Source organism: Salinispora sp. CH2A1_6, assembly GCF_056820975.1.
Map to the genome: position 1 here is coordinate 585,029 of NZ_JBXEDG010000003.1, position 19,391 is coordinate 604,419.

Consider the following 19,391-nt stretch of genomic DNA (forward strand, 5'->3'; position numbering starts at 1 on the left):
CGTCCCGCGCCAATCTGCCCCCGGGCCGCTGGCGCGTCGCTGGTAGCGCCGGTCGTAGCGGCCTACCTCCGACAGTAGACATCACCGGAGTTGGCGGAGTGCGGCAGGGAGTCGAGGAGCGCACCCAGCGCGGGGGCGGTCAGCCAGGCCGGCTCGGCCAGCGTCATCGCGTCCCCGAGGGCCAGGTTGAAGCGGGTGAAGCCGAGCGCGACGGCGCGGTCGAGCGCTCGTTGGGCCACCGACCGCGCGACCGTGGTGAACTCGAACGACAACGCCGGCAGTGGGTGACTCAATCCGGCGAGGACGGCATCCTCGAAGCCCTCAACATCGATTTTGACGAAGGCGGGGAGGCCGTGCTCGGCGACGAGGACGTCGAGGGTGGTGGCCGGGACGGCCAGCCGTGCGTCCCAGACCTGCCCCTGCCAGTTCTCGGCGCCGTCGGCGGCCTGGACGAAGTGCGGTGACACGGTCGAGACGGTGGGGTTGGCCGAGTTGATGTGGAGCTCCACAAGGCCGGTCGCCGTGCCGCACGCCGCCTCCACCACCGTTACCTGATCGTCGTCGCCGTAGAGGGCCCGGATGCTCCGGGCGCAGAGCGGTTGCGGCTCGACGGCGATCACCCGGGCACCCAGCCGGCGGAAGCTGGCGGTGCGGTCGCCCACGTGGGCCCCGATGTCGAAGACAAGATCGTCGGGGCGGACGAACTGGGTGTGGAAGCGATCCATGGCGGTGGTGCGACCGGGGTCACCGTATGAAAGGTCGAGCGAGGGGCGCAGGGAACTGGCGGCGGGGTCGGCCCGGAGAGCATCGACCACCTCGAGGTTGACGGGCACGATCGGACCCTAGACGCCGGGCCGGAGCCGGGCTACCTCGGCGGCACACGTGCGGGCTACTAGGCTCGGCCCATGGCGAGGTACTACGACGTGCACCCGGTCAACCCGCAGCCCCGGACCCTGCGGCAGGTCGTCGGGCTGCTCCGGAACGGTGGCCTGATCGCCTACCCCACGGACTCCTGCTTCGCGTTCGGCGCTCAGCTGGGTGATCGCCACGGGCTGGACCGGATCCGGGAGATTCGCCGGCTCGACGAGCGGCACCACTTCACGCTGGTCTGTCGGGATTTCGCGCAGATGGGTCAGTTCGTGCAGATCAGCAACGCGGTGTTCCGGTTGGTGAAGTCCTGCATCCCGGGCAGCTACACCTTCATTCTGCCAGCCACCCGCGAGGTGCCGCGCCGGATGCTGCATCCGCGGAAGCGCACCGTGGGAGTGCGGGTGCCCGACCACGCCGTCGCGCAGGCGTTGCTGGCCGAGCTCGGTGAGCCGTTGGTCTCCAGCACCCTGATCCTGCCCGGGGCGGAGGAGCCGTTGACCCAGGGGTGGGAGATCAAGGAACGGCTGGACCACGTGCTCGACGGCGTGCTGGACGCCGGCGACTGCGGCAAGGAGCCGACCACCGTGGTTGACCTGTCGGGCGACGAGCCCGAGGTGCTACGTCATGGCGCGGGGGACCCGTCCCGCTTCGAGTAGCTAGGTTGCCGCATCGATAGCCATGAACTTGCTATCGGTCAGCTATTTCGTCGAGGTGGTCTGCCTGTGTAGATCCGGGTAGGGTCCCGCCAGTGAGCCACGGGAACTTCGGGGAGCAAATTTCCGTTATGCGTACTTACCGCCGCTGGGTAATAGTGATCGCCACGGTGGTTGTGGCCTCCGTCGTTTCGGTGGCGGGATGGGCGGGTGCCTGGTCCAGCATTGACGTTCGAATAGCGGGCTCCTACTCAGCTCGTGTGCTGAACGCCGACCAGGCGCAGCAGGCGTGGGCTGAGCTGTCTCCGTACCCGCGTAGGGGAGGACTTCCGCCAGGAGAGAACGTGCTGGTGGTGGCCGAGTGGACTGATGAACAGCGGACTCGATGGCCAGCCACCGACTGTAGTTTCGTTGTCTATGTGACTCACTCTGGATTCGCGGACGTGAGGGCGCTTCAAGGTGACGGCTATTCCTGGGGGTCGTCAGGGTTGGCGGAGAGGGCGGCACGTCACTATGTGGATATTCCAGTGATGGAGGACCACCCGCGTGGCGGGTCGGCGTTCCAGGGGTCCAATTTTTTCATCTCTGCCACGCATCCCGATGTGGGGGAGCTGTCGGTCCTGCTCACCGAGGAGCATGTGGATGTGGATCTAATTCGAGTCGGAGTCCTTTTCACCTGTAACGGTCGACTGATCAAGTTCACCTGGCTTGAAACCGACACGCTGATGAGGTGATTCAGTAAACGTTGCGGTCGAGCTGCCCCTCCTACGGTGGTGCAACATGGGTGGGTCGGTAAGACCGGCCGCACCCAGGGCGTGGGCCCAGAACAGCCCTGTTGCGACCTCGCCCTAACATCGCACCCGTGACTCGGAGGGGGAGCGCACCGTGGACCTGGCCCTGATCGGATCGCTCGTCGTCCTGGCTCTGATCGACAGCACCAGCTTCGGAACGCTACTCATCCCGATCTGGATGATGCTGGCGCCGGGACGGCTGCGCCCGAGCCGGCTGCTGGTCTTCCTCGCCACGGTCGCCGCCTGCTATCTCGTGCTCGGCGTGGCGCTGCTCGTCGGTGCGGCGGCCCTGCTCGCCGCGGTGCGTCCCGTGCTGGAAACTACGCCGTTCCGGGTGGTGCAACTCGCGGTGGGGATCGGCCTGCTCGGCTTCGGCCTGGTCATCGGCTGGAAGCGAGGGTCGGCTGAACCGCAGCCGGGTCGCCTGCTGCGCTGGCGCGAGCGGACCATGGGCGGGCGCGAATCCACCTCGGCTTTGGTCGGGCTGGCCCTGGCTGCCGTGACGTTGGAGGCCACCACGATGCTGCCCTACCTGGCGGCTATCGGGCTGCTCGGCGCGTCCGCGCTGACGTTACCCGCGAGCGTCGCCGTGCTCGCCGGCTACTGCGTCGTCATGGTGCTGCCCGCACTCGTGTTGCTGGCGGCACGCCTGGTCGCGGCCGGGCTGGTGCAGCCGGTGCTCGCGGCGGTAAACCGGTGGATGGTGCGCAACGCGGCCGAGACCACCGGCTGGATCGTGGGCATCATCGGCATTCTCCTCGCGCGCGACGCCGCCAACCATCTGGAGCTCTTCGCCGCGCTGTCGCGGGCGACCTGAGGGCTGCTCAGCCGGCCATGCGCCGACTGGCCCGCCGCCATCCGGCGAAGACGCCAACCAGGACGGTCCCGAGGGCGGCTACGGTGCCGATCACGACCGACATCACCGACCGGGAGTAGGTGCCCGTCCCGGGGCCCTCATCACCGGCCACGACCACCTGCTCGTCCTTCTTTTGACCGCCCTGATCCGGGGTGACCAGGTCGCCGACCGCTTTGTCGGGGGCGAGGGCGAAGCCCCAGTCGAGCAACGCTGTGGCCTCACCCAAGCTGCCCAGTGGGGCGGTCTCCGCACCGAGCAGGGTCACCGTGAGCGTCCGGCCGTCGCGTTCGGCCACGCCGACGTAGGTCTGTCGGGCCAGGTCGGTGAAACCCGTCTTACCGCCGACCATTCCCGGGTAGCTGCCCAGCAGGGTGTTGTCACCGGTGAGGGCGAGCGCAGAGCGGCCCGGTGCGGACGGCACACTCGCCGCACGGGTGGCGATGTACCGGCGGAAGTCCTCGCGTGCGAAAGCGGCCCGCGCGATCAGCGCCAGGTCGTAGGCGCTGGTGTATTGGTCGGGCCCGTCCAGCCCGGACGGTGTCGCCGCGTGGGTCTGGTTGGCCCGGAGCCGCGCCGCCTCCTCGTTCATCACCCTTACCCCGCCTTCCCGGCCGTCGGCACCACCACCGAGCCGGGCCAGGACGTTGGCCGCATCGTTACCGGACTGCAGGAGCAGCCCCAGCCACAGCTCCTCAACCGTGTACCGGCCGCCTGCGACCACCCCCATCAGGGAGCTCGCCGGGTCGAGGTCGTGCAGATCGTCGCGGGCTACCTCGACGACTGTCGTCGGGTCGAGCCGGGGCATCAGGGCCGCGGCGAGCAAAAGCTTCTGGACACTCGCGGGAGTGCGGTGTTGGTGTGGGCCACAGCCCCCCAGGACCTGGCCGCTGTCGAGGTCGGCGACGACCCAGGAGGTCGCGGTGACCGCCGGCGCGGTCGGGGTTCCGGCCGGCACGACCAACCCGGTGGTGGCCAGCCCGGCACCGCCGACGGCGGCTTCGGCGGGGCCGACCGGAGGCGGCGAGGGCGTGCCAGCCGGCCGGGTCGCTGTCGCCACAGTGGGGCATGGCTCTGCTCCGGTGTTGGCTGTCCGGCTGTGGGCCGTGACCGGTGCGGCGGGCGACACGACGATGGCCCCTACCGCCATGACGACGGCTGACACGGTGATTCGACGGATAGTCACATGAGGGACGGTAGTGGGGGCGCGGCCGAGCCCGCGGTGGTTAGGAGAAGCGCGGCGAATCGGCGCCAGGGAGAAGGGTGTGCGTGGAGGCACCCGCCTGTTCGGCATTCACGTCGGGCGTACCGTTCCTCCACTCCGGGAGCCTCGGGGCGTATTCGACCAGAACCAGACCTGCTGCCCACCCCATTTTTGGTCTGATTTGCGGCACCCCGCCCGCGCCGCGTCTGATCGACTCGTCCGGACGACCTGCGAAGGAGAGCACTCGAATGGCCGATTTCGTTGCCGCGGTGGACCAGGGCACCACCAGCACCCGTTTCATGGTTTTTGACCACGCTGGTGCCGACTTGGGCCGCCACCAGCTCGAGCATCAGCAGATCCTGCCGCGACCCGGGGCGGGTCGAACACCACCCGGTGGAGATTTGGGAGCGTACCCAGACGGTGATCCGGACCGTGCTGTACGAGCATCGCCTCACCGTCAGCGACCTCGCCGCGCTCGGGATCACCAACCAGCGGGAGACCACCGTGGTGTGGAATCGTCGGACCGGTCGTCCCCACCACAACGCCATCGTGTGGCAGGACACCCGGACCGACCGGATCGCCTCCGCATTGGAACGTTCGGGTAAAGGCGAGGTGATCCGTCAAAAGGCCGGCCTGCCACCGGCGACATACTTCTCCGGCGGCAAGATCAAGTGGATTCTGGAGAATGTGGACGGGGTGCGGGAGGCGGCCGAGCGCGGGGAGGCCATCTTCGGCAACACCGACACCTGGCTGTTGTGGAATCTGACCGGGGGCACCGCGGGCGGCGTGCACGTTACCGATCCGACCAACGCCAGTCGCACCATGCTGATGAATCTGGCGACGCTGGACTGGGACGACGAACTGCTGTCCTTCTTCGGCATCCCGCGGGCGATGCTGCCGCGGATCCGACCGTCGTCTGACCCGGACTCCTACGGCGTCACCGCCGCCCATGGCCCGTTCACCGGCGCGGTCCCGCTCACCGGGGATCTCGGCGACCAGCAGGCAGCCACCGTCGGCCAGGTCTGTTGTGCCCCGGGGGAGGCCAAGAACACCTATGGTACGGGCAATTTCCTGCTGCTCAACACCGGTACCGAGCTGGTCCGTTCCCAGGCCGGCCTACTCACCACGGTCTGCTACCAGTTCGGCGACCAGCCGCCGGTGTACGCGCTGGAGGGCTCGATCGCCGTCACCGGGTCTGCCGTGCAGTGGTTACGGGACCAGTTGAAGATCATCAACTCGGCGGCGCAGAGTGAGATCCTGGCGCGCCAGGTGAACGACAGTGGCGGGGGTGTACTTCGTGCCCGTGTTCTCCGGCCTCTTCGCCCCGTACTGGCGCTCCGACGCCCGTGGCGTGATCGTCGGCCTGTCCCGGTTCAACACCGACGCCCACATCGCACGCGCCACCCTCGAGTCGATCTGTTACCAGAGCCGAGACGTCGCCGAGGCCATGGCGTAGGACTCCGGCGTAACGCTGGGGCGCCTCAAGGTGGATGGGGTGTCACGGAGAACGACCTGTGCATGCAGTTGCAGGCCGACATCCTCGGTGTTCCGGTGAGCCGCCCGACGGTCGCCGAGACCACCGCACTCGGCGCCGCCTACGCTGCGGGTCTGGCGGTTGGCTTCCGGGCGCAGTACCGACGAGCTGCGCGAGAACTGGAACGAGAGCCAGTGCTGGCAACCCACCTGGTCCTCGGAGCAGCGCGAGGCCGGGTATGACCGCTGGAAGCGGGCGGTGCAGCGGACCCTCGACTGGGTTGATCTCGACTGATCAGCCGAGTCTGGTCGCGCTGGACGTCTCCGGGGAGGCTGGGCGGGAGCCCGGGTGGCCGGGCACTCCCGCCTCCCGCTCTTCCCGTTCCCCCGCGGCACCGGGCGAACCGGAGACGGGTCGTGGCGGATACACCCACGCCACCAAGACCACCGAGATGATCATTAGTAGGAACCACGACCCCAGTTTGCTCACGGACACCGGATCCCAGCCCTCGGCCTGGTTGGGGTAGGTCCACGCGTGTGACCAGGTGGAGATGTTCTCGGCGAGCCAGATGAAGACTGCGACGAGCCCGAACGCGCAGAGCACCGGCATCCGCAGGTGGCGCCGGAAGACCCGGAAATGCATGATGCACCGGCCGAAGACCACGACCACCCCGGCCGTGATCAGCCAACGCAGGTCAGCGAGGTAGTGGTGGGTGAAGAAGTTGACGTAGATCGCCGCCGCCGTCACCGCGGTCAGCCACTGCCGTGGATAGCGGTCGAAGCGTAGGTCGAACAGGCGATACACGCGCACCAGGTAGGAGCCGACCGCGGCGTACATGAAGCCGGAGAAGAGTGGCACCTGCCCGAGCCGGAGAACGCCGTCGTCGGCATAGGCCCACGAGCCGACCTCGGTCTTGAATATCTCCATGGTGGTACCCGCGAGATGGAACAGGACCACCACCCGGAGCTCCCGCAGTGTTTCCAGCCGCGTGGTGACCATGACGACCTGGATCGCGAGCGCCGCGAGCGTCAGCGCGTCGTTGCGCGCCAGCGCGGCGTCGTCGGGCCACCACAGTCGGGCCGCGACAAGCACCGCAAGCATCGCGGCGCCGAACACGCAGGCCCACGCCTGCTTGGCGGTGAAGGCGGCGAGTTCAACCGCCCAGGCTCTCCAGCCGGTACGCGGAGCATGCTCGAGCCACCGGTGCACCCGACGGTCCAGGGCACGTTCCGGTCCGGTGAATACCGCATTGTCCTCGGGCGGGGGTGGGGTCATTTCGTGAACGCTATCGCTGCGGCCCTGGCCGGTGTTGACCGACCAGGGCCGCCTCGCCGTTGTCGCCCTCCCGGATTCGGGGCGGCGGCAGCCGTTGGGTTTCGGCCCCGGAGGTCGTCCGGGCCGATGCGCGGCTGCTGCCACCCCGTTCCCACGGGTTGGATCAGGTTGCTGAGGCTCAGTTCTGCTTCAGCGAGATCGCTCCGTAGTCAGCGCCGGAGACCTGGTTCCAGACGAAGGTGTCGACGTTCTCGCTGTAGAGCGCCGCCTCCTTGCGCCAGAACATCGGGATGACCGGCAGCTCCTCAGCCACGATGTCCTCGGCCTGCTGATAGAAGGCGATGGCCTCCTCCATGGTCGGGGCGGAGTCACCCTGCTTCAGCAGGTTGTCGAACTCGGCGTTGCTGTAGGTGGTCTTGTTGCTGTCGGAGTCGGTGCCGTAGAGCGGAGTCAGGTAGGTCTCCAGGAACGGGTAGTCCGGACCCCAGCCGAGCCGGAACGGGCCGGTGAAGTCCCGGGCGTCACCAACAGCCAGGTACTCGGGGAACTGCAGGTTGACCTTCAGGTCGTAGTCGATGCCCAGCGTGTTCTTGATCTGGTCGCCGACCGCCTGCAGCCAGGCGTCGTGGCCGGCGCCCGCGTTGGCCCAGAACGTCAGCTTCTTGCCTTCCGGCCAGCCGCCGGCTTCCTCGAGCAGCTTCTTGGCCTTCTCGACGTCCTGCTCGCAGTAGGTGCAGACACCCGCGCGGGCGCCGTCGAAGATGGGTGCGACGAAGCCGGTGGCGGGGGTGTACCGGCCGTCGAAGACGGCGTCAATGATGGACTGCCGGTCGATCGCCATCGAGAATGCCTGGCGGATCCGCTTGTCCTTGAAGCTGTCGTCGTACAGCGGCAGGCCGACGTAGTTGAGGCTGTCGCCCTCCTGCTCGTACAGCCCGTCGCCGTAGCTGGCCTGGGCCTCCTTGAAGCGCTCCGGCGGGATCGTGTACATCACGTCCAGCTCGCCGGCCTGGAAGGCGGAGTAGGCGCTGTTCACGTCGGCGAAGAGCCGGTAGTAGATCTCGTCGGGCTTGCCCGGCTCGCCCTTCCAGCTGTCGCTGCGGACCAGGTTGATCTCGACCTCGTGCTCCCACTGACCGTCGATCTTGTAGGGGCCGTTGCCGATCGGGGTCTCGTTGCAGGCCTCCGGATCGTCGATGCAGGCCTGGGCCATCGGGAAGAATCCCGAATATCCGACAATGGTCGGGAAGCCGCTGAACGGCGCCTTGAGCTCGACGGTGAAGGTCAGGTCGTCGACCTTCTGCAGGCCGGACAGCGTCTCGGCGCTCGGCGCCGGTGCCTTCGCTGGGCCGTCACCGTCGGGGTCCTTGGGCTGGACCGCGTCGATGCCGGCGATGCGCTTCATGAAGTAGCCGTTGTTCTGCGCGTTCGGCGCGTAGGCGGCGTAGTTCCACGAGCGGATGAAGGAGTCGGCGTTGACCGGCTCACCGTTGTCGAAGGTGTAGCCGTCCTTCAGCTTGACCGTCCAGAGCTTCTGGTCCTCCGACTCGATCGACTCGGCCAGGTCGTTCTCCGGCTCGCCGGTCTCGGCGTTGTACTTGACCAGACCACGGTAGAGCTGACGGATCACGTAGATCGACGGCTCGTCGTCGCCATTGGATGGCAGTAGGAACGCCGGCTCCGAGGCGTAGACCCGCAGCTGACCGCCGGCCTGGCCGGCAGAGTCCTCCGAATCGTCGCTGCCACCACCACAGGCGGTGGCCAACATGGCGGTGGCGGTCGCTGCGACCGCCACCTTCAGAAATTTCCCGCGCATGGGAGTGCCTCCTCAGGGCGCTTGGCTCACGAGGGGGTGTGAGGTGCCTGTCACTGTGACACCAGACACGCGATTTCGAGAAGGCGTGTTATCAACCCGATACCCGGCCGGGACGGTGCGTACATCAGTCCGGAGCGATTTGTCCGAACCACGTCCGTTGGCGGCGCCGGCGTAGTGGTCGGGGTGGCAGCAGCCGTTGGGCTTCGGCCCCGGAGGTCGTCCGGGCCGATGCGCGGCTGCTGCCACCCCCTTCCCACGGGTTGGATCAGGTTGCTGAGGCTCAGTTCTGCTTCAGCGAGATCGCTCCGTAGTCAGCGCCGGAGACCTGGTTCCAGACGAAGGTGTCGACGTTCTCGCTGTAGACCGCTGTCTCCTTACGCCAGTAGATCGGGATGACCGGCATCTCCTCGGCCAGGATGTCCTCGGCCTGTTGGTAGAAGGCGATGGCTTCCTCCGTGGTCGCGGCGGAGTCACCCTGCGCCAGTAGCTTGTCGAACTCGGAATTGCTGAAGGTGGTGTTGTTGCCGTCGGAGTCGGTGCCGTAGAGCGGAGTCAGGAAGGTCTCCAGGAACGGGTAGTCCGGGCCCCAGCCGAGCCGGAACGGGCCGGTGAACTCCCGGTTGTCCGCAACGTCCAGGTACGCGGGGAACTGCAGGTTGACCTTCAGCTCGTAGTCGATGCCCAGTGCGCTCTTGATCTGGTTGCCGACCGCCTCCAGCCAGGCCTCGTGGTTGCTGCCCGCGTTGGCCCACAGGGTCAGCTTCTTGCCTTCCGGCCAGCCGCCGGCTTCCTCGAGCAGCTTCTTGGCCTTCTCGACGTCCTGCTCGCAGTAGGTGCAGACATCCGCGCGAGCGCCCTCGAAGAGCGGCGCGATGAAGCCGGTAGCGGCAACGTTCCGACCGTCGAAGACGGCATCGATGATCGACTGCCGGTCGATCGCCATCGAGAACGCCTGGCGGATCCGCTTGTCCGTGAAGCTCTCGTCGTACAGTGGCAGGCCGACGTAGTTGATGACGTCGCCCTCCTGCTCGTACAGCCGGTCGCTGTAGCTGGCCTGGGCTTCCTTGAAGCGTGCCGACGGGATCGTGTACATCACGTCCAGCTCGCCGGCCTGGAAGGCGGAGTAGGCGCTGTCCACGTCGGCGAAGATCCGGTAGTAGATCTCGTCCGGCTTGCCCGGCTCACCCTTCCAGGTGTCGCTGCGGACCAGGTTGATCTCGACCTCGTGCTCCCACTGACCGTCGATCTTGTAGGGGCCGTTGCCGATCGGGGTCTCGTTGCAGGCATCCGGATCGTCGATGCAGGCCTGGGCCATCGGGAAGAATCCCGAGTATCCGACAATCGTGGGGAAGCCGCTGAACGGCGCCTTGAGCTCGACGGTGAAGGTCCGGTCGTCGACCTTCTTCAGGCCGGACAGTGTCTCGGCTGTCGGCTCGGGGGCCTGCGCTGGGCCGTCGCCGTCCGGGTCCTTGGGCAGGACCGCGTCGATGCCGGCGATCCGGTTCATGAAGTAGCCGTTGTTCTCGGCGTTCGGCGCGTAGGCGGCGTAGTTCCACGAGCGGATGAAGGAGTCGGCGTCGACTGGCTCACCGTTGTCGAAGGTGTAGCCGTCCTTCAACTTGATCGTCCAGAGCTTCTGGTCCTCCGACTCGATCGACTCGGCCAGGTCGTTCTCCGGCTCGCCGGTGTCGGCGTTGTACTTGACCAGACCACGGTAGAGCTGACGGATCACGTAGATCGCTGGCTGGTCATCTGCGGCGGAGGGCCGTAGGTACGCCGGCTCCGAGGCGTAGACCCGCAGTGTGCCGCCAGATTGATCTTTTTCTTCCGCTGGGTCGTCGCCGCTGCCGGTGCAGGCGGTGGCCAGCATGGCGGTGGCGGTCGCTGTTACTACTACTTTCAGGGACTTCCCGCGCATAGGAGTGCCTCCTCAGGGCGCTCGGCTCACGAGGGTGTCTGAGTGTTTGCCACTCCGACACCAAACACGATGGGGAATAGGCGTGTTATCGATTCGACCTCTGGGCGGAGCAGTGTGTTCTCCAGTCCGAAAATTGATTTTCCGGAATCTGTGTTCGGTGGTGGTGCCGGCGTAGTGGTCAGGGTGGCAGTAGTCGTTGGTCTCGGCCCGGAGATCGGCTGAGGATGATCCACGACTGCTGCTCACCTTTTCCAATGGGCTGGATCAGCCCGTTGGCTCAGTTCTGCTTCATTGAGATCTCACCGTAGGCGGCGCCGGATACCTCGTTCCAGATGAAGGTGTCGACGTTCTCGCTGTAGAGCGCCGCCTCCTTGCGCCAGAACATCGGGATGACCGGCAGCTCCTCGGCCAGAATGTCCTCGGCCTGCTGATAGAAGGGGATGGCCTCCTCCAGGGACGGGGCGGAGTCACCCTGCTTCAGCAGGTTGTCGAACTCGGCGTTGCTGAAGGTGGTGGCGTTGCTGTCGGCGCCGGTGCCATGGACCGGAGCCAGATAGGTCTCCATGAAGGGGTAGTCCGGGCCCCAGCCGAGCCGGAACGGGCCGGTGAACTCTCGATTGTCCGCCCTTTCCAGGTATTCGGCGAACTGCAGGTTGACCTTCAGCTCGTAGTCGATGCCCAGTGCGCTCTTGATCTGGTTGCCGACCGCCTCCAGCCAGGCCTCGTGGTTGCTGCCCGCGTTGGCCCACAGAGTCAGCTTCTTGCCGTCCGGCCAGCCGCCGGCTTCCTCGAGCAGCTTCTTGGCCTTCTCGACGTCCTGCTCGCAGTAGGTGCAGACACCCGCGCGGGCGCCGTCGAAGATCGGTGCGACGAAGCCGGTGGCGGGGGTGTACCGGCCGTCGAAGACGGCGTCGATGATGGACTGCCGGTCGATCGCCATCGAGAACGCCTGGCGGATCCGCTTGTCCGTGAAGCTGTCGTCGTACAGCGGTAGGCCGACGTAGTTGAAGCTGTCGCCCTCCTGCTCGTAGAGCCGGTCGCTGTAGCTGGCCTGGGCTTCCTTGAAGCGCTCCGGCGGGATCGTGTACATCACGTCCAGCTCGCCGGCCTGGAAGGCAGCGTAGGCGGAGTCTATGTCGGCGAAGATCCGGTAGTAGATCTCGTCCGGCTTGCCCGGCTCACCCTTCCAGGTGTCGCTGCGGACCAGGTTGATCTCGACCTCGTGCTCCCACTGACCGTCGATCTTGTAGGGGCCGTTGCCGATCGGGGTCTCGTTGCAGGTATCCGGATCGTCGATGCAGGCCTGGGCCATCGGGAAGAACCCCGAATATCCCACCACCGTTGAGAAGCCGGTGAAGGGTTCCTTGAGCTCGACGGTGAAGGTCAGGTCGTCGACCTTCTGCAGGCCGGACATCGTCTCGGCGGACGGCTCGGGGGCCTGCGCCGGGCCCTCGCCGTCGGGGTCCTTGGGTAGGACCGCGTCGATGCCGGCGATGCGCTTCATGAAGTAGCCGTTGTTCTGCGCGTTCGGCGCGTAGGCGGCGTAGTTCCACGAGCGGATGAAGGAGTCGGCGTTGACCGGCTCACCGTTGTCGAAGGTGTAGCCGTCCTTCAACTTGATCGTCCAGAGTTTTCGGTCGTCCGAATCGATCGACTCGGCGAGATCCATCTCCGGTTCACCGGTGTCGGCGTTGTACCTGACCAGACCGCGATAGAGCTGACGAATCACATAGATCGCCGGCTCGTCATTGGCAGCGGACGGCAGCAGGTGCTTTGGCTCTGCAGCATAGACCCGCAGCGTGCCGCCAGATTGATCTTTTTCTTCCGCTGGGTCGTCGCCGCTGCCGGTACAGGCGGTGGCCAGCATGGCGGTAACGGTCGCCGTTACTACCACTTTCAGGAGTTTCCCGCGCATAGGAGTGCCTCCTCAGGGCGCTCGGCTCACGAGGGCGTCGAAGTGTTTTGCCACTGTGACACCAAAATCGTGATGGCGAACAGGCGCGTTATCAATCCGGTACCTTGCCGGAACGGTCCGTACACCCGTCCCGGGACTGATCCAGCGCATTCGGCAACCGTGTTCTTGGAGTTGTGGAGATACCCATTGGCCAACCAGGTGGTGCCGCATCACCGAACAGTTGGTGCGGCTCGTTGATCGGTTTACGTCGCGGGCGGTGCGGCTCAGCAAAGTGGATGATCGGCGATACGAATGCAACTATGCGTAGGCTTTATCTGTGTTGATTGACCAATTAACGGAATTCGGCGAGATGGGGAACAAGGTCCGGATCGGGGGGCTCCGGTCCCGGCGCCGGCAAGATCGCGGCGGAGAGGGGCTTACGGACCACGCCCATCGACACGATCGACAGGGGTGAAGACCCGCGCCACAGTAGCCTTGCCGTACGGCCTTGCTCAGGGCTGGCATGCTGGCCGATATGCCCAGAGATTTCCAACACGTCACCTCGGTCGATGGCGGGAGCGGATCACGGCCCGCGGCCGGGCGATCACGCGAGTCGCGCTACCTCGGCGGCTGAAGGGTGCGGGTCGGTGGCCTGGAGCACGATCAAGGGAAACAAGGGGGGCTTCGCCGGGTCCTTCGTCGCGATCGTCGTCGGCTCCGCCGTGGTCGCCGCGTGTGGGGTTCTGCTGCAGTCCGGGCTCAGCAACGGCGTCACCCCCGAGCGGTACGCGGGCGCGGCCGAAACGATCGGCGCACCGCAGTCCTTCTGGTTGGATGAGAGTGCAGAGGTTCGCTACCGCGAGCGGGTGACGCTACCCGCCGACACCCTCACCGCTGTCCGAGCGCTTTCCGACCGTCCAGGTCGGTGACCGGGAGCGGTTCCTGGCGGCGCCCGGGGTTGGCGGCACCGGTGACTGGTTGGCTTCGGCCTCGGGCTGACCCAGTCGGCCGCCCCGAACTTCTCCCTCCTCGGGGTGATCGCGATTGTCGCGGTGACCATCGCACTCTCCTGGGGAGCGATCACGGTGGCTACCCGGTTCGCGATGCGCGCCGCACCCGCCGACGCGATCGGCGAACGGAGCTGCTGACGGGTGTTCTACTCTGCCCTCGTAGCCCACCGGACCGGGTGAGGAGGAGTGTCAATGACGAGCAGTACGCACTCGAACTCGATCGTCGAGGTGTTCGAGGAGGCCGCCGCCAGCTACGACCGCACCGGAGTGTCCTACTTCGAACCGTTCGGCACGGCTCTCGTCGGTTGTGCCGGCATTCAGCCGGGTGAGCGGGTCCTCGATGTTGGCTGTGGTCGCGGAGCTGTTCTCCTTCCCGCCGCCGCGGCCACCGGACCGACCGGCCACGTCACTGGTATCGACCTCGCGCCGACGATGGTGAAGCTCACCGCCGACGACGCTGCCCGGGCCGGCCTGACCCAGGTCGAGGTCCGGGTTGGCGACGCCCAACAGCCGAGTCTCCCGCCCCACAGCTTTGACGTGGTGCTGGCCGGGATGGTCGTCTTTCTGCTGCCGGAGCCGGAGCAGGCCCTGCGGGCGTACGCGCGATTGCTACGCCCCACGGGTCGGCTGGTGGTGAGCACTCCCGGCGCGTACGATCCGGCCTTCGTCGCCGCGATGGATGCCGTGGCCGCGCACCTACCGGCGGAGCAGCCGCCGCCCGCGCCGACCGCCGGCCCATTCGACGATGAACAGACGATCACGGCGACGATGGCGGCGGCCGGCCTCGACGTCGCCGCGATCAGTGAGCATCGGGTCGAGAGCAGGTTTCACAACGTGGACCACTGGATGCGGTGGATGTGGTCGCACGGCGGGCGGGCACTACTACAACACCTGCCGGCCGATCGGCTCGACGAGGCGACCGCCGACGCGGCGCAGGTGCTGGAATCCGTTCGCGCACCCGGGGGCGACCTGACGTTGACCACCATCGGACGCATCACGATCGCGGTGCCCCGGCCGGGTGGCCCGGCACCCGCGGCGGCGCTGTGAGAATGGATGCCACGTCGTCCGATCCGAGTCACTCACGAACGGAGAGCCGTCATGACGGTCGACAGTGACTCGCTCCCCAACGCAGCGTAACCGGCCCTGACGGCGCGGCTGCCACCGTTGCCGACGACGCGTTGGCCCTGCGCCGCACGTTCGGAGAACAGGATCCCCGGGGTACTGCCGACATTTGGCTGTGCCCCGGGGATCGTGTCGTTCGCTACCGTAGGCGGCTGCACAGCCGCAGTGCTGTTGGTGGCGAATGACGGCTTGTGGCTACCTGCTTGCCGCGCCATCTTCGATCCGGCCCTTCACCGTGCCCAGCGCGATGGGCAGACCTGTCCCCACCACAACCACCCGAGTGGCGAGATTCGCCACCGGATCGAGGGACCGCGTGGCTATGGTGGGCACACCCGGTCGAGGAGATTCGCCCATGCCAGCAGCACCGAACGTGTACACCCACGGGCATCACGAGTCGGTGCTGCGCTCGCACCGGTGGCGTACTGCCGAGAACTCGGCAGCCTACCTACTTCCGCACCTCGTGTCGGGTATGTCGGTGCTCGACATCGGTTGCGGGCCGGGCACTATCACCGTCGACCTGGCGACCCGCGTTGCACCCGGACATGTCACCGCCGTGGAGATCAGCGGTGATGCACTCCAACTCGCCCGCGCGGAGGCCGACTCACGGGGTCAACGCAACATCGACTTCGCGGTGTCCGACGTCCACGCACTCGACTTCACCGACAGCACGTTCGACGTCGTCCACGCCCACCAGGTGCTTCAGCACGTCGCTGATCCGATCCGGGCGCTGCGTGAGATGCGCCGGGTTTCCCGTCCCGGTGGAATCGTCGCCGTGCGGGACAGCGACTATGCGGCGTTCACCTGGTTTCCTCGTGTTCCTGCGCTGGATGAGTGGCGTGGCCTGTACCAGCAGGCCGCCCGCGCCAACGCAGGCGAGCCGGACGCCGGCCGACGCCTACTTTCCTGGGCCCACGCCGCCGGCTTCACTGACGTACGCGCGTCGGCGAGCACGTGGTGTTTCGCCACGCCGGCGGACACGCGATGGTGGGGGGAGATGTGGGCCGAGCGGATCCGGAGCTCGGATCTGGCCCGACAGTTGCTGACCTCGGGCGCTGCCACGGCTGGGGATCTGCGCCGTATCTCTGACGGGTGGCGGGAGTGGGCTGCGGCAGCGGATGCCTGGTTCGCCGTTCTGCATGGCGAGATTGTCTGCCGTTCCTGAAGCTCCGATGTGGCGTGGCGGACGGCAGGTGTCGCCAACCGGCGTGCCGCACCGGCGACGTGGCCACCGTGTGCCCAAGCCACGGGTGCGGTAGTTGGTCGCGCCGCCGATTGCACGCCCACGCCGAGGTGGGTCTGCACCTGCCCGGTGCCGCGTTCTCCGAGTGCCGGTCGCAGTTGCCCGTTGAGCACGCGGAACGTTGTAGATGCGGGCCAGGGGCAGCAGCAACTCCAGGGTCGCCTGGCGCTGCCCGCCCTCCAGGCGGGACGGTGGTGCTCTCGGATACGTCGTCCGCATCACGGTCCACGGAGCCTGGCTTGCCATAAGCGCAAAATTTCGTGTCATTCCACCCGGGCCCACCGAGACTGGGTGGACACCGACGGGAGGAGTTCGCCGATGCCAACCGCCGACGCGGTCACGTTCTGGAATGACATGTACTTGTCCCGACCGGCCGCCACCAACCCGCAACCCAATGTCCGCCTCACCGAGATCGTCGCGCACCTGCCGGCCGGTGATGCGCTGGACCTCGGTTGTGGCAACGGCGGCGACGCACTGTGGCTTGCCGGCCAAGGCTGGCGCGTCACTGCTACCGACGTCTCGACTGTGGCGGTCGAGCGAGTGGCTACCCTGGCCGGTGCGCGTGGCCTCGCCGAGCGGGTCGTTGCTGTGCAGTGTGATCTGAGTAGTTCGTTCCCACATGGTCAGTTCGATCTGATTTCTGCTCAGTATCTACACACCCTGCTTGACCTTGACAGGACGCCCATTCTGCGTTCGGCCGCGCAGGCCCTGCGTCCACAGGGACGGTTGCTGGTCGTCGACCACGGCTCCAACCCGCCGTGGTCCTGGAACCAGGACCCGAGCATCCGGTTCCCGAGCCCGCAGGAGGTCGCCGAGGACATCGCACTGGATTCGGCGACCTGGACGGTCGAACGGGCCGACACCCTCCGCAGGGTCGCGACGGGACCGGACGGGAGCACCGCAGAGGTCGCCGATCACATGCTGATCATCCACCGCACGGCCTGACACCCAGCAGGACATCACCAGCCCCATCGCACGACAGGCTTGGCCAGCCATCCCTTGACGTTGGGGTGGGTGGGTGCCGTAGTTGTCGACGATCATGTGGATCTGCAGCTTCAGCGTCGACTCTCCAGGTCCAGACGGTCGGCCAGCCCGGCGGCGGTGAAAGCGGTGACGAGGTCGTTGCGGCCCTCGGTGAAATGGGCCCAACTGTCGTAGTGGGCGGGAACCACCCGGCGAGCGCCGAGGAGTCTGGCTGCCTCAGCGGCCTGAGCGCTGGTAAGGACGATGGGCGCTCCGTCGAAGAGTAGGCCAGGGAAGCACGGGGCACCGGCGAAGAGGATGGCTGTGTCTATCGGTCCGAAGCGCTCCGCGATCTCCTTCACGAGGTCGAGCGAGGCGTTGTCGCCGCTGACGTAATAGGTCGGCAGGTCCTCGCCGGTCAAGACGAAGCCCACGACCTGGCCGGTGACCCGTTCAACATCCTCGCGCGCGCCGGGTCCGTGGATGGCGGGCGCGCCGGTCACGGTGATCGTGCCGCTGCCGGGGCGATCTAGCTTGATCGGCTGCCAGTCGGCCAACCCTGTGGCCCCGTCGCCCAGGCGTCGCGCGCCTTCGGGCGTGGTGAGCGTGAGGGGGACGTCGGCGAGCAGGGCTCGGCCGGAGGTGTCGAGGTTGTCGGGATGTTCGTCGTGCGAGAGCAGGACCACGTCGACGTGGCCGAGGTCGACGACACCGCCGGAAGGGGGAGCGGTCTTGGTCAGGATCTTTTGGCCCGCCGCGTAGTAGTCGCCCGGAGCGTCGAAGGTCGGATCGGTGAGGAACCTCAACCCGCCGTACTCGAAGAGGGCGGTCGGGCCGCCGAGGACGCGGACGGGGAACTGCCCGGCGGTGGTGTGAGCTGTGGCCACAACCAACTCCTCACGGAGGAACGTCTGTCTGTCCGTGACTTGACGGTAGTTCGACTTCGTCGCAACCGCCACGGCACTACTGCGAACAGCCGCTCGATCCGCCTCGGCGTACCCGGAGCGGTGGGTAGCAGGACCACGAGGCCGGTGATTGCTGGTACCGAGCCGCTCCAGCCCAAGAGCTACCGCAACCAGCCAGGAATGGGCTCTTGAATGGATCCGCACCCGTGGCTAGCGCAGCTGGGCCATCTCGTGTAGATGATCGAAAATGATTTGATCGACTGGGGAGACCCGGTGACGGTCGGCGTGGGTGAGCCAGACGATCTCCTCGATTTCGCTGCTGGGTTGCAGGAGGCCCTGGTAGCCGGCGGTGTAGCAGGTCATCCGGACCGTGGTTCCGTCTGGGTGTCCGTGGGCCTGCGCGCGGAAGGTTCCGACATGCGTAGCGGTGTCGGGGGTGATGGTCACGCTGAGTTCTTCCTGAATCTCGCGGACGAGCGTGTCCAGGTCGCCTTCGCCGGGTTCTCGTTTGCCGCCCGGGATGTAGTAAACGTCCTTACCACGTGATCGGGAGCTGAGGATCGCACCGTTCTCAAGGCGGATCCAGGCGATCTTGTCGATGGTGATCAATTGATACTCCGGAGTGGTCGGCTCGACTGTTCATGACCATCGTCGCGTACAGCCCGGGCGAGACGAGCTAGGGTCGCGGTGATGAAGGCAATCTATCGACCGGCAGCGCGGGTGATTTGACTGGACGCCGCGTGCCGTGTGCTTCTGCTGCGTTGGCATGATCCAGTAGACGGGGTATGGCTGTGGGAACCGCCCGGTGGCGGCATCGAGCCAGGCGAGACGCCGCTGGCGGCGGCACGGCGGGAGCTGATGGAGGAGACCGGACCGGACCCCGGGGCGGTCCTTGACCGGTCGGAGCCGGTCGAGCGGACTGTGCGCTGGAAGGGTAGGCGGTATGTCGGTCCGGAGTACTTCTTCGTGGCGCACTTCGCTGCGGACCGGCCCGCGCTGACCCGGACCGCTCTTCTCCCGAACGAGCAGGTCGAACTGCATTCGCATGCGTGGGTTTCGTGGACGGATCTAACCTCGCTTCCAGATCCAGTCGAGCCGCCGGAGCTGGTGACCGTGCTTCGCGCGTTGCAGCCGGATGGCCCCTGGTGCGAGACGCGGAGCGGCTAGCGGCGGTGGCTGTGCCACTGTGGCTGGGTCCACGCCAGGAAGCGCTGATAGAGGTCGGACGCCTTGTGGACCTGCGCGAGTTGGGCGTTCGCCTCGGCCATGAGTGCCGCCAGGTAGAGGCGGAGCGCGACACGGTTGTCGCGATACTCGGTCAGGAGGGCGACTCGGGCCGACGGGCAGGGCCACTCGGTCCGACAGGTCTCGCAGCCCCACAGAGGGCGCATCGGCAGATGCGG

At 66.8% G+C, this 19,391-nt stretch carries 17 protein-coding genes and 2 pseudogenes; 9 read left to right on the forward strand and 10 right to left on the reverse strand.

Going from position 1 to position 19,391, the window contains the following annotated elements; translation table 11 throughout:
• Nucleotides 1-62: 62 nt before the first annotated feature.
• Entirely contained in the window at nt 63-833 is a 771-nt protein-coding gene (locus AC1UKG_RS07550) for an FkbM family methyltransferase (protein ID WP_482642635.1), read from the reverse strand.
• A gap of 72 nt (nt 834-905) precedes the next feature.
• Here AC1UKG_RS07550 and AC1UKG_RS07555 point away from each other — a divergent pair, with 72 nt between their 5' ends.
• The 3 genes from AC1UKG_RS07555 (at nt 906) to AC1UKG_RS07565 (ending at nt 3,131) form a co-directional block, all read left to right on the forward strand.
• Nucleotides 906-1,526 (forward strand): L-threonylcarbamoyladenylate synthase, encoded by a 621-nt coding sequence (locus tag AC1UKG_RS07555; protein ID WP_018742339.1) that lies wholly within the window; start codon nt 906-908, stop codon nt 1,524-1,526.
• Nucleotides 1,527-1,618: 92 nt separating this feature from the next.
• Nucleotides 1,619-2,257 carry a hypothetical protein gene (locus tag AC1UKG_RS07560; RefSeq protein ID WP_482642634.1) on the forward strand — a complete coding sequence of 213 codons (639 nt, stop codon included), beginning with the start codon at nt 1,619-1,621 and terminating at the stop codon, nt 2,255-2,257.
• Between the two features lie 151 nt (nt 2,258-2,408).
• Nucleotides 2,409-3,131, forward strand: a complete 723-nt coding sequence (locus tag AC1UKG_RS07565) for a GAP family protein (RefSeq protein WP_482642633.1) — start codon at nt 2,409-2,411, stop codon at nt 3,129-3,131.
• A gap of 7 nt (nt 3,132-3,138) precedes the next feature.
• On the opposite strand, the gene AC1UKG_RS07570 is transcribed toward AC1UKG_RS07565, so the two are convergent.
• The gene (locus AC1UKG_RS07570) at nt 3,139-4,353 is read right to left on the reverse strand and encodes a D-alanyl-D-alanine carboxypeptidase family protein (protein WP_482642632.1); all 1,215 of its coding nucleotides are present in this window, start codon (nt 4,351-4,353) and stop codon (nt 3,139-3,141) included.
• A gap of 266 nt (nt 4,354-4,619) precedes the next feature.
• Between AC1UKG_RS07570 and glpK the strand changes: the two are divergent.
• Nucleotides 4,620-6,139: pseudogene (gene glpK, locus AC1UKG_RS07575) on the forward strand (glycerol kinase GlpK).
• On the opposite strand, the gene AC1UKG_RS07580 reads toward glpK, so the two are convergent.
• The 4 genes from AC1UKG_RS07580 to AC1UKG_RS07595 all read right to left on the reverse strand — a co-directional run bounded on the left by AC1UKG_RS07580 (nt 6,140) and on the right by AC1UKG_RS07595 (nt 12,769).
• Nucleotides 6,140-7,120 (reverse strand): DUF817 domain-containing protein, encoded by a 981-nt coding sequence (locus tag AC1UKG_RS07580; protein WP_482642631.1) that lies wholly within the window; start codon nt 7,118-7,120, stop codon nt 6,140-6,142.
• A gap of 178 nt (nt 7,121-7,298) precedes the next feature.
• The gene (locus tag AC1UKG_RS07585; protein ID WP_018813339.1) at nt 7,299-8,936 is read right to left on the reverse strand and encodes an ABC transporter substrate-binding protein; all 1,638 of its coding nucleotides are present in this window, start codon (nt 8,934-8,936) and stop codon (nt 7,299-7,301) included.
• Between the two features lie 280 nt (nt 8,937-9,216).
• A complete protein-coding gene (locus AC1UKG_RS07590) occupies nt 9,217-10,854 on the reverse strand; it encodes a peptide ABC transporter substrate-binding protein (protein WP_482642630.1) in 1,638 nt (545 codons plus the stop codon).
• Nucleotides 10,855-11,131: 277 nt separating this feature from the next.
• Nucleotides 11,132-12,769, reverse strand: coding sequence for a peptide ABC transporter substrate-binding protein (locus tag AC1UKG_RS07595; RefSeq protein ID WP_482642629.1), 1,638 nt, complete (start codon nt 12,767-12,769; stop codon nt 11,132-11,134).
• Between the two features lie 626 nt (nt 12,770-13,395).
• Here AC1UKG_RS07595 and AC1UKG_RS07600 point away from each other — a divergent pair.
• The 3 genes from AC1UKG_RS07600 to AC1UKG_RS07610 all read left to right on the forward strand — a co-directional run bounded on the left by AC1UKG_RS07600 (nt 13,396) and on the right by AC1UKG_RS07610 (nt 16,042).
• Nucleotides 13,396-13,677 carry a hypothetical protein gene (locus tag AC1UKG_RS07600; protein ID WP_018742347.1) on the forward strand — a complete coding sequence of 94 codons (282 nt, stop codon included), beginning with the start codon at nt 13,396-13,398 and terminating at the stop codon, nt 13,675-13,677.
• Between the two features lie 273 nt (nt 13,678-13,950).
• Entirely contained in the window at nt 13,951-14,805 is an 855-nt protein-coding gene (locus AC1UKG_RS07605; RefSeq protein WP_482642628.1) for a class I SAM-dependent methyltransferase, read from the forward strand.
• Nucleotides 14,806-15,250: 445 nt separating this feature from the next.
• The gene (locus AC1UKG_RS07610; RefSeq protein ID WP_018742350.1) at nt 15,251-16,042 is read left to right on the forward strand and encodes a class I SAM-dependent methyltransferase; all 792 of its coding nucleotides are present in this window, start codon (nt 15,251-15,253) and stop codon (nt 16,040-16,042) included.
• A 192-nt stretch (nt 16,043-16,234) separates the two neighbouring features.
• Here AC1UKG_RS07610 and AC1UKG_RS07615 read toward each other — a convergent pair.
• Nucleotides 16,235-16,309, reverse strand: a pseudogene (locus tag AC1UKG_RS07615) (XRE family transcriptional regulator); the annotation flags it as partial.
• A gap of 129 nt (nt 16,310-16,438) precedes the next feature.
• Between AC1UKG_RS07615 and AC1UKG_RS07620 the strand changes: the two are divergent.
• Nucleotides 16,439-17,065, forward strand: a complete 627-nt coding sequence (locus AC1UKG_RS07620; protein WP_482642627.1) for a class I SAM-dependent methyltransferase — start codon at nt 16,439-16,441, stop codon at nt 17,063-17,065.
• Nucleotides 17,066-17,175: 110 nt separating this feature from the next.
• Here AC1UKG_RS07620 and AC1UKG_RS07625 read toward each other — a convergent pair whose 3' ends face one another.
• Complete coding sequence (locus AC1UKG_RS07625; protein WP_018813337.1) at nt 17,176-17,970, reverse strand: MBL fold metallo-hydrolase; 795 nt, start codon at nt 17,968-17,970, stop codon at nt 17,176-17,178.
• Between the two features lie 228 nt (nt 17,971-18,198).
• Nucleotides 18,199-18,597 carry an NUDIX hydrolase gene (locus AC1UKG_RS07630; protein ID WP_018742353.1) on the reverse strand — a complete coding sequence of 133 codons (399 nt, stop codon included), beginning with the start codon at nt 18,595-18,597 and terminating at the stop codon, nt 18,199-18,201.
• Between the two features lie 120 nt (nt 18,598-18,717).
• On the opposite strand from AC1UKG_RS07630, the gene AC1UKG_RS07635 reads away from it, so the two are divergent.
• Entirely contained in the window at nt 18,718-19,155 is a 438-nt protein-coding gene (locus AC1UKG_RS07635) for an NUDIX domain-containing protein (protein ID WP_482642666.1), read from the forward strand.
• Here the strand turns inward: AC1UKG_RS07635 and AC1UKG_RS07640 are convergent.
• Nucleotides 19,152-19,379: a flavin reductase gene (locus tag AC1UKG_RS07640; protein ID WP_482642626.1), complete on the reverse strand. Its 228-nt coding sequence runs from the start codon at nt 19,377-19,379 to the stop codon at nt 19,152-19,154. The genes AC1UKG_RS07635 and AC1UKG_RS07640 overlap by 4 nt on opposite strands.
• Between the last annotated feature and the right edge of the window lie 12 nt (nt 19,380-19,391).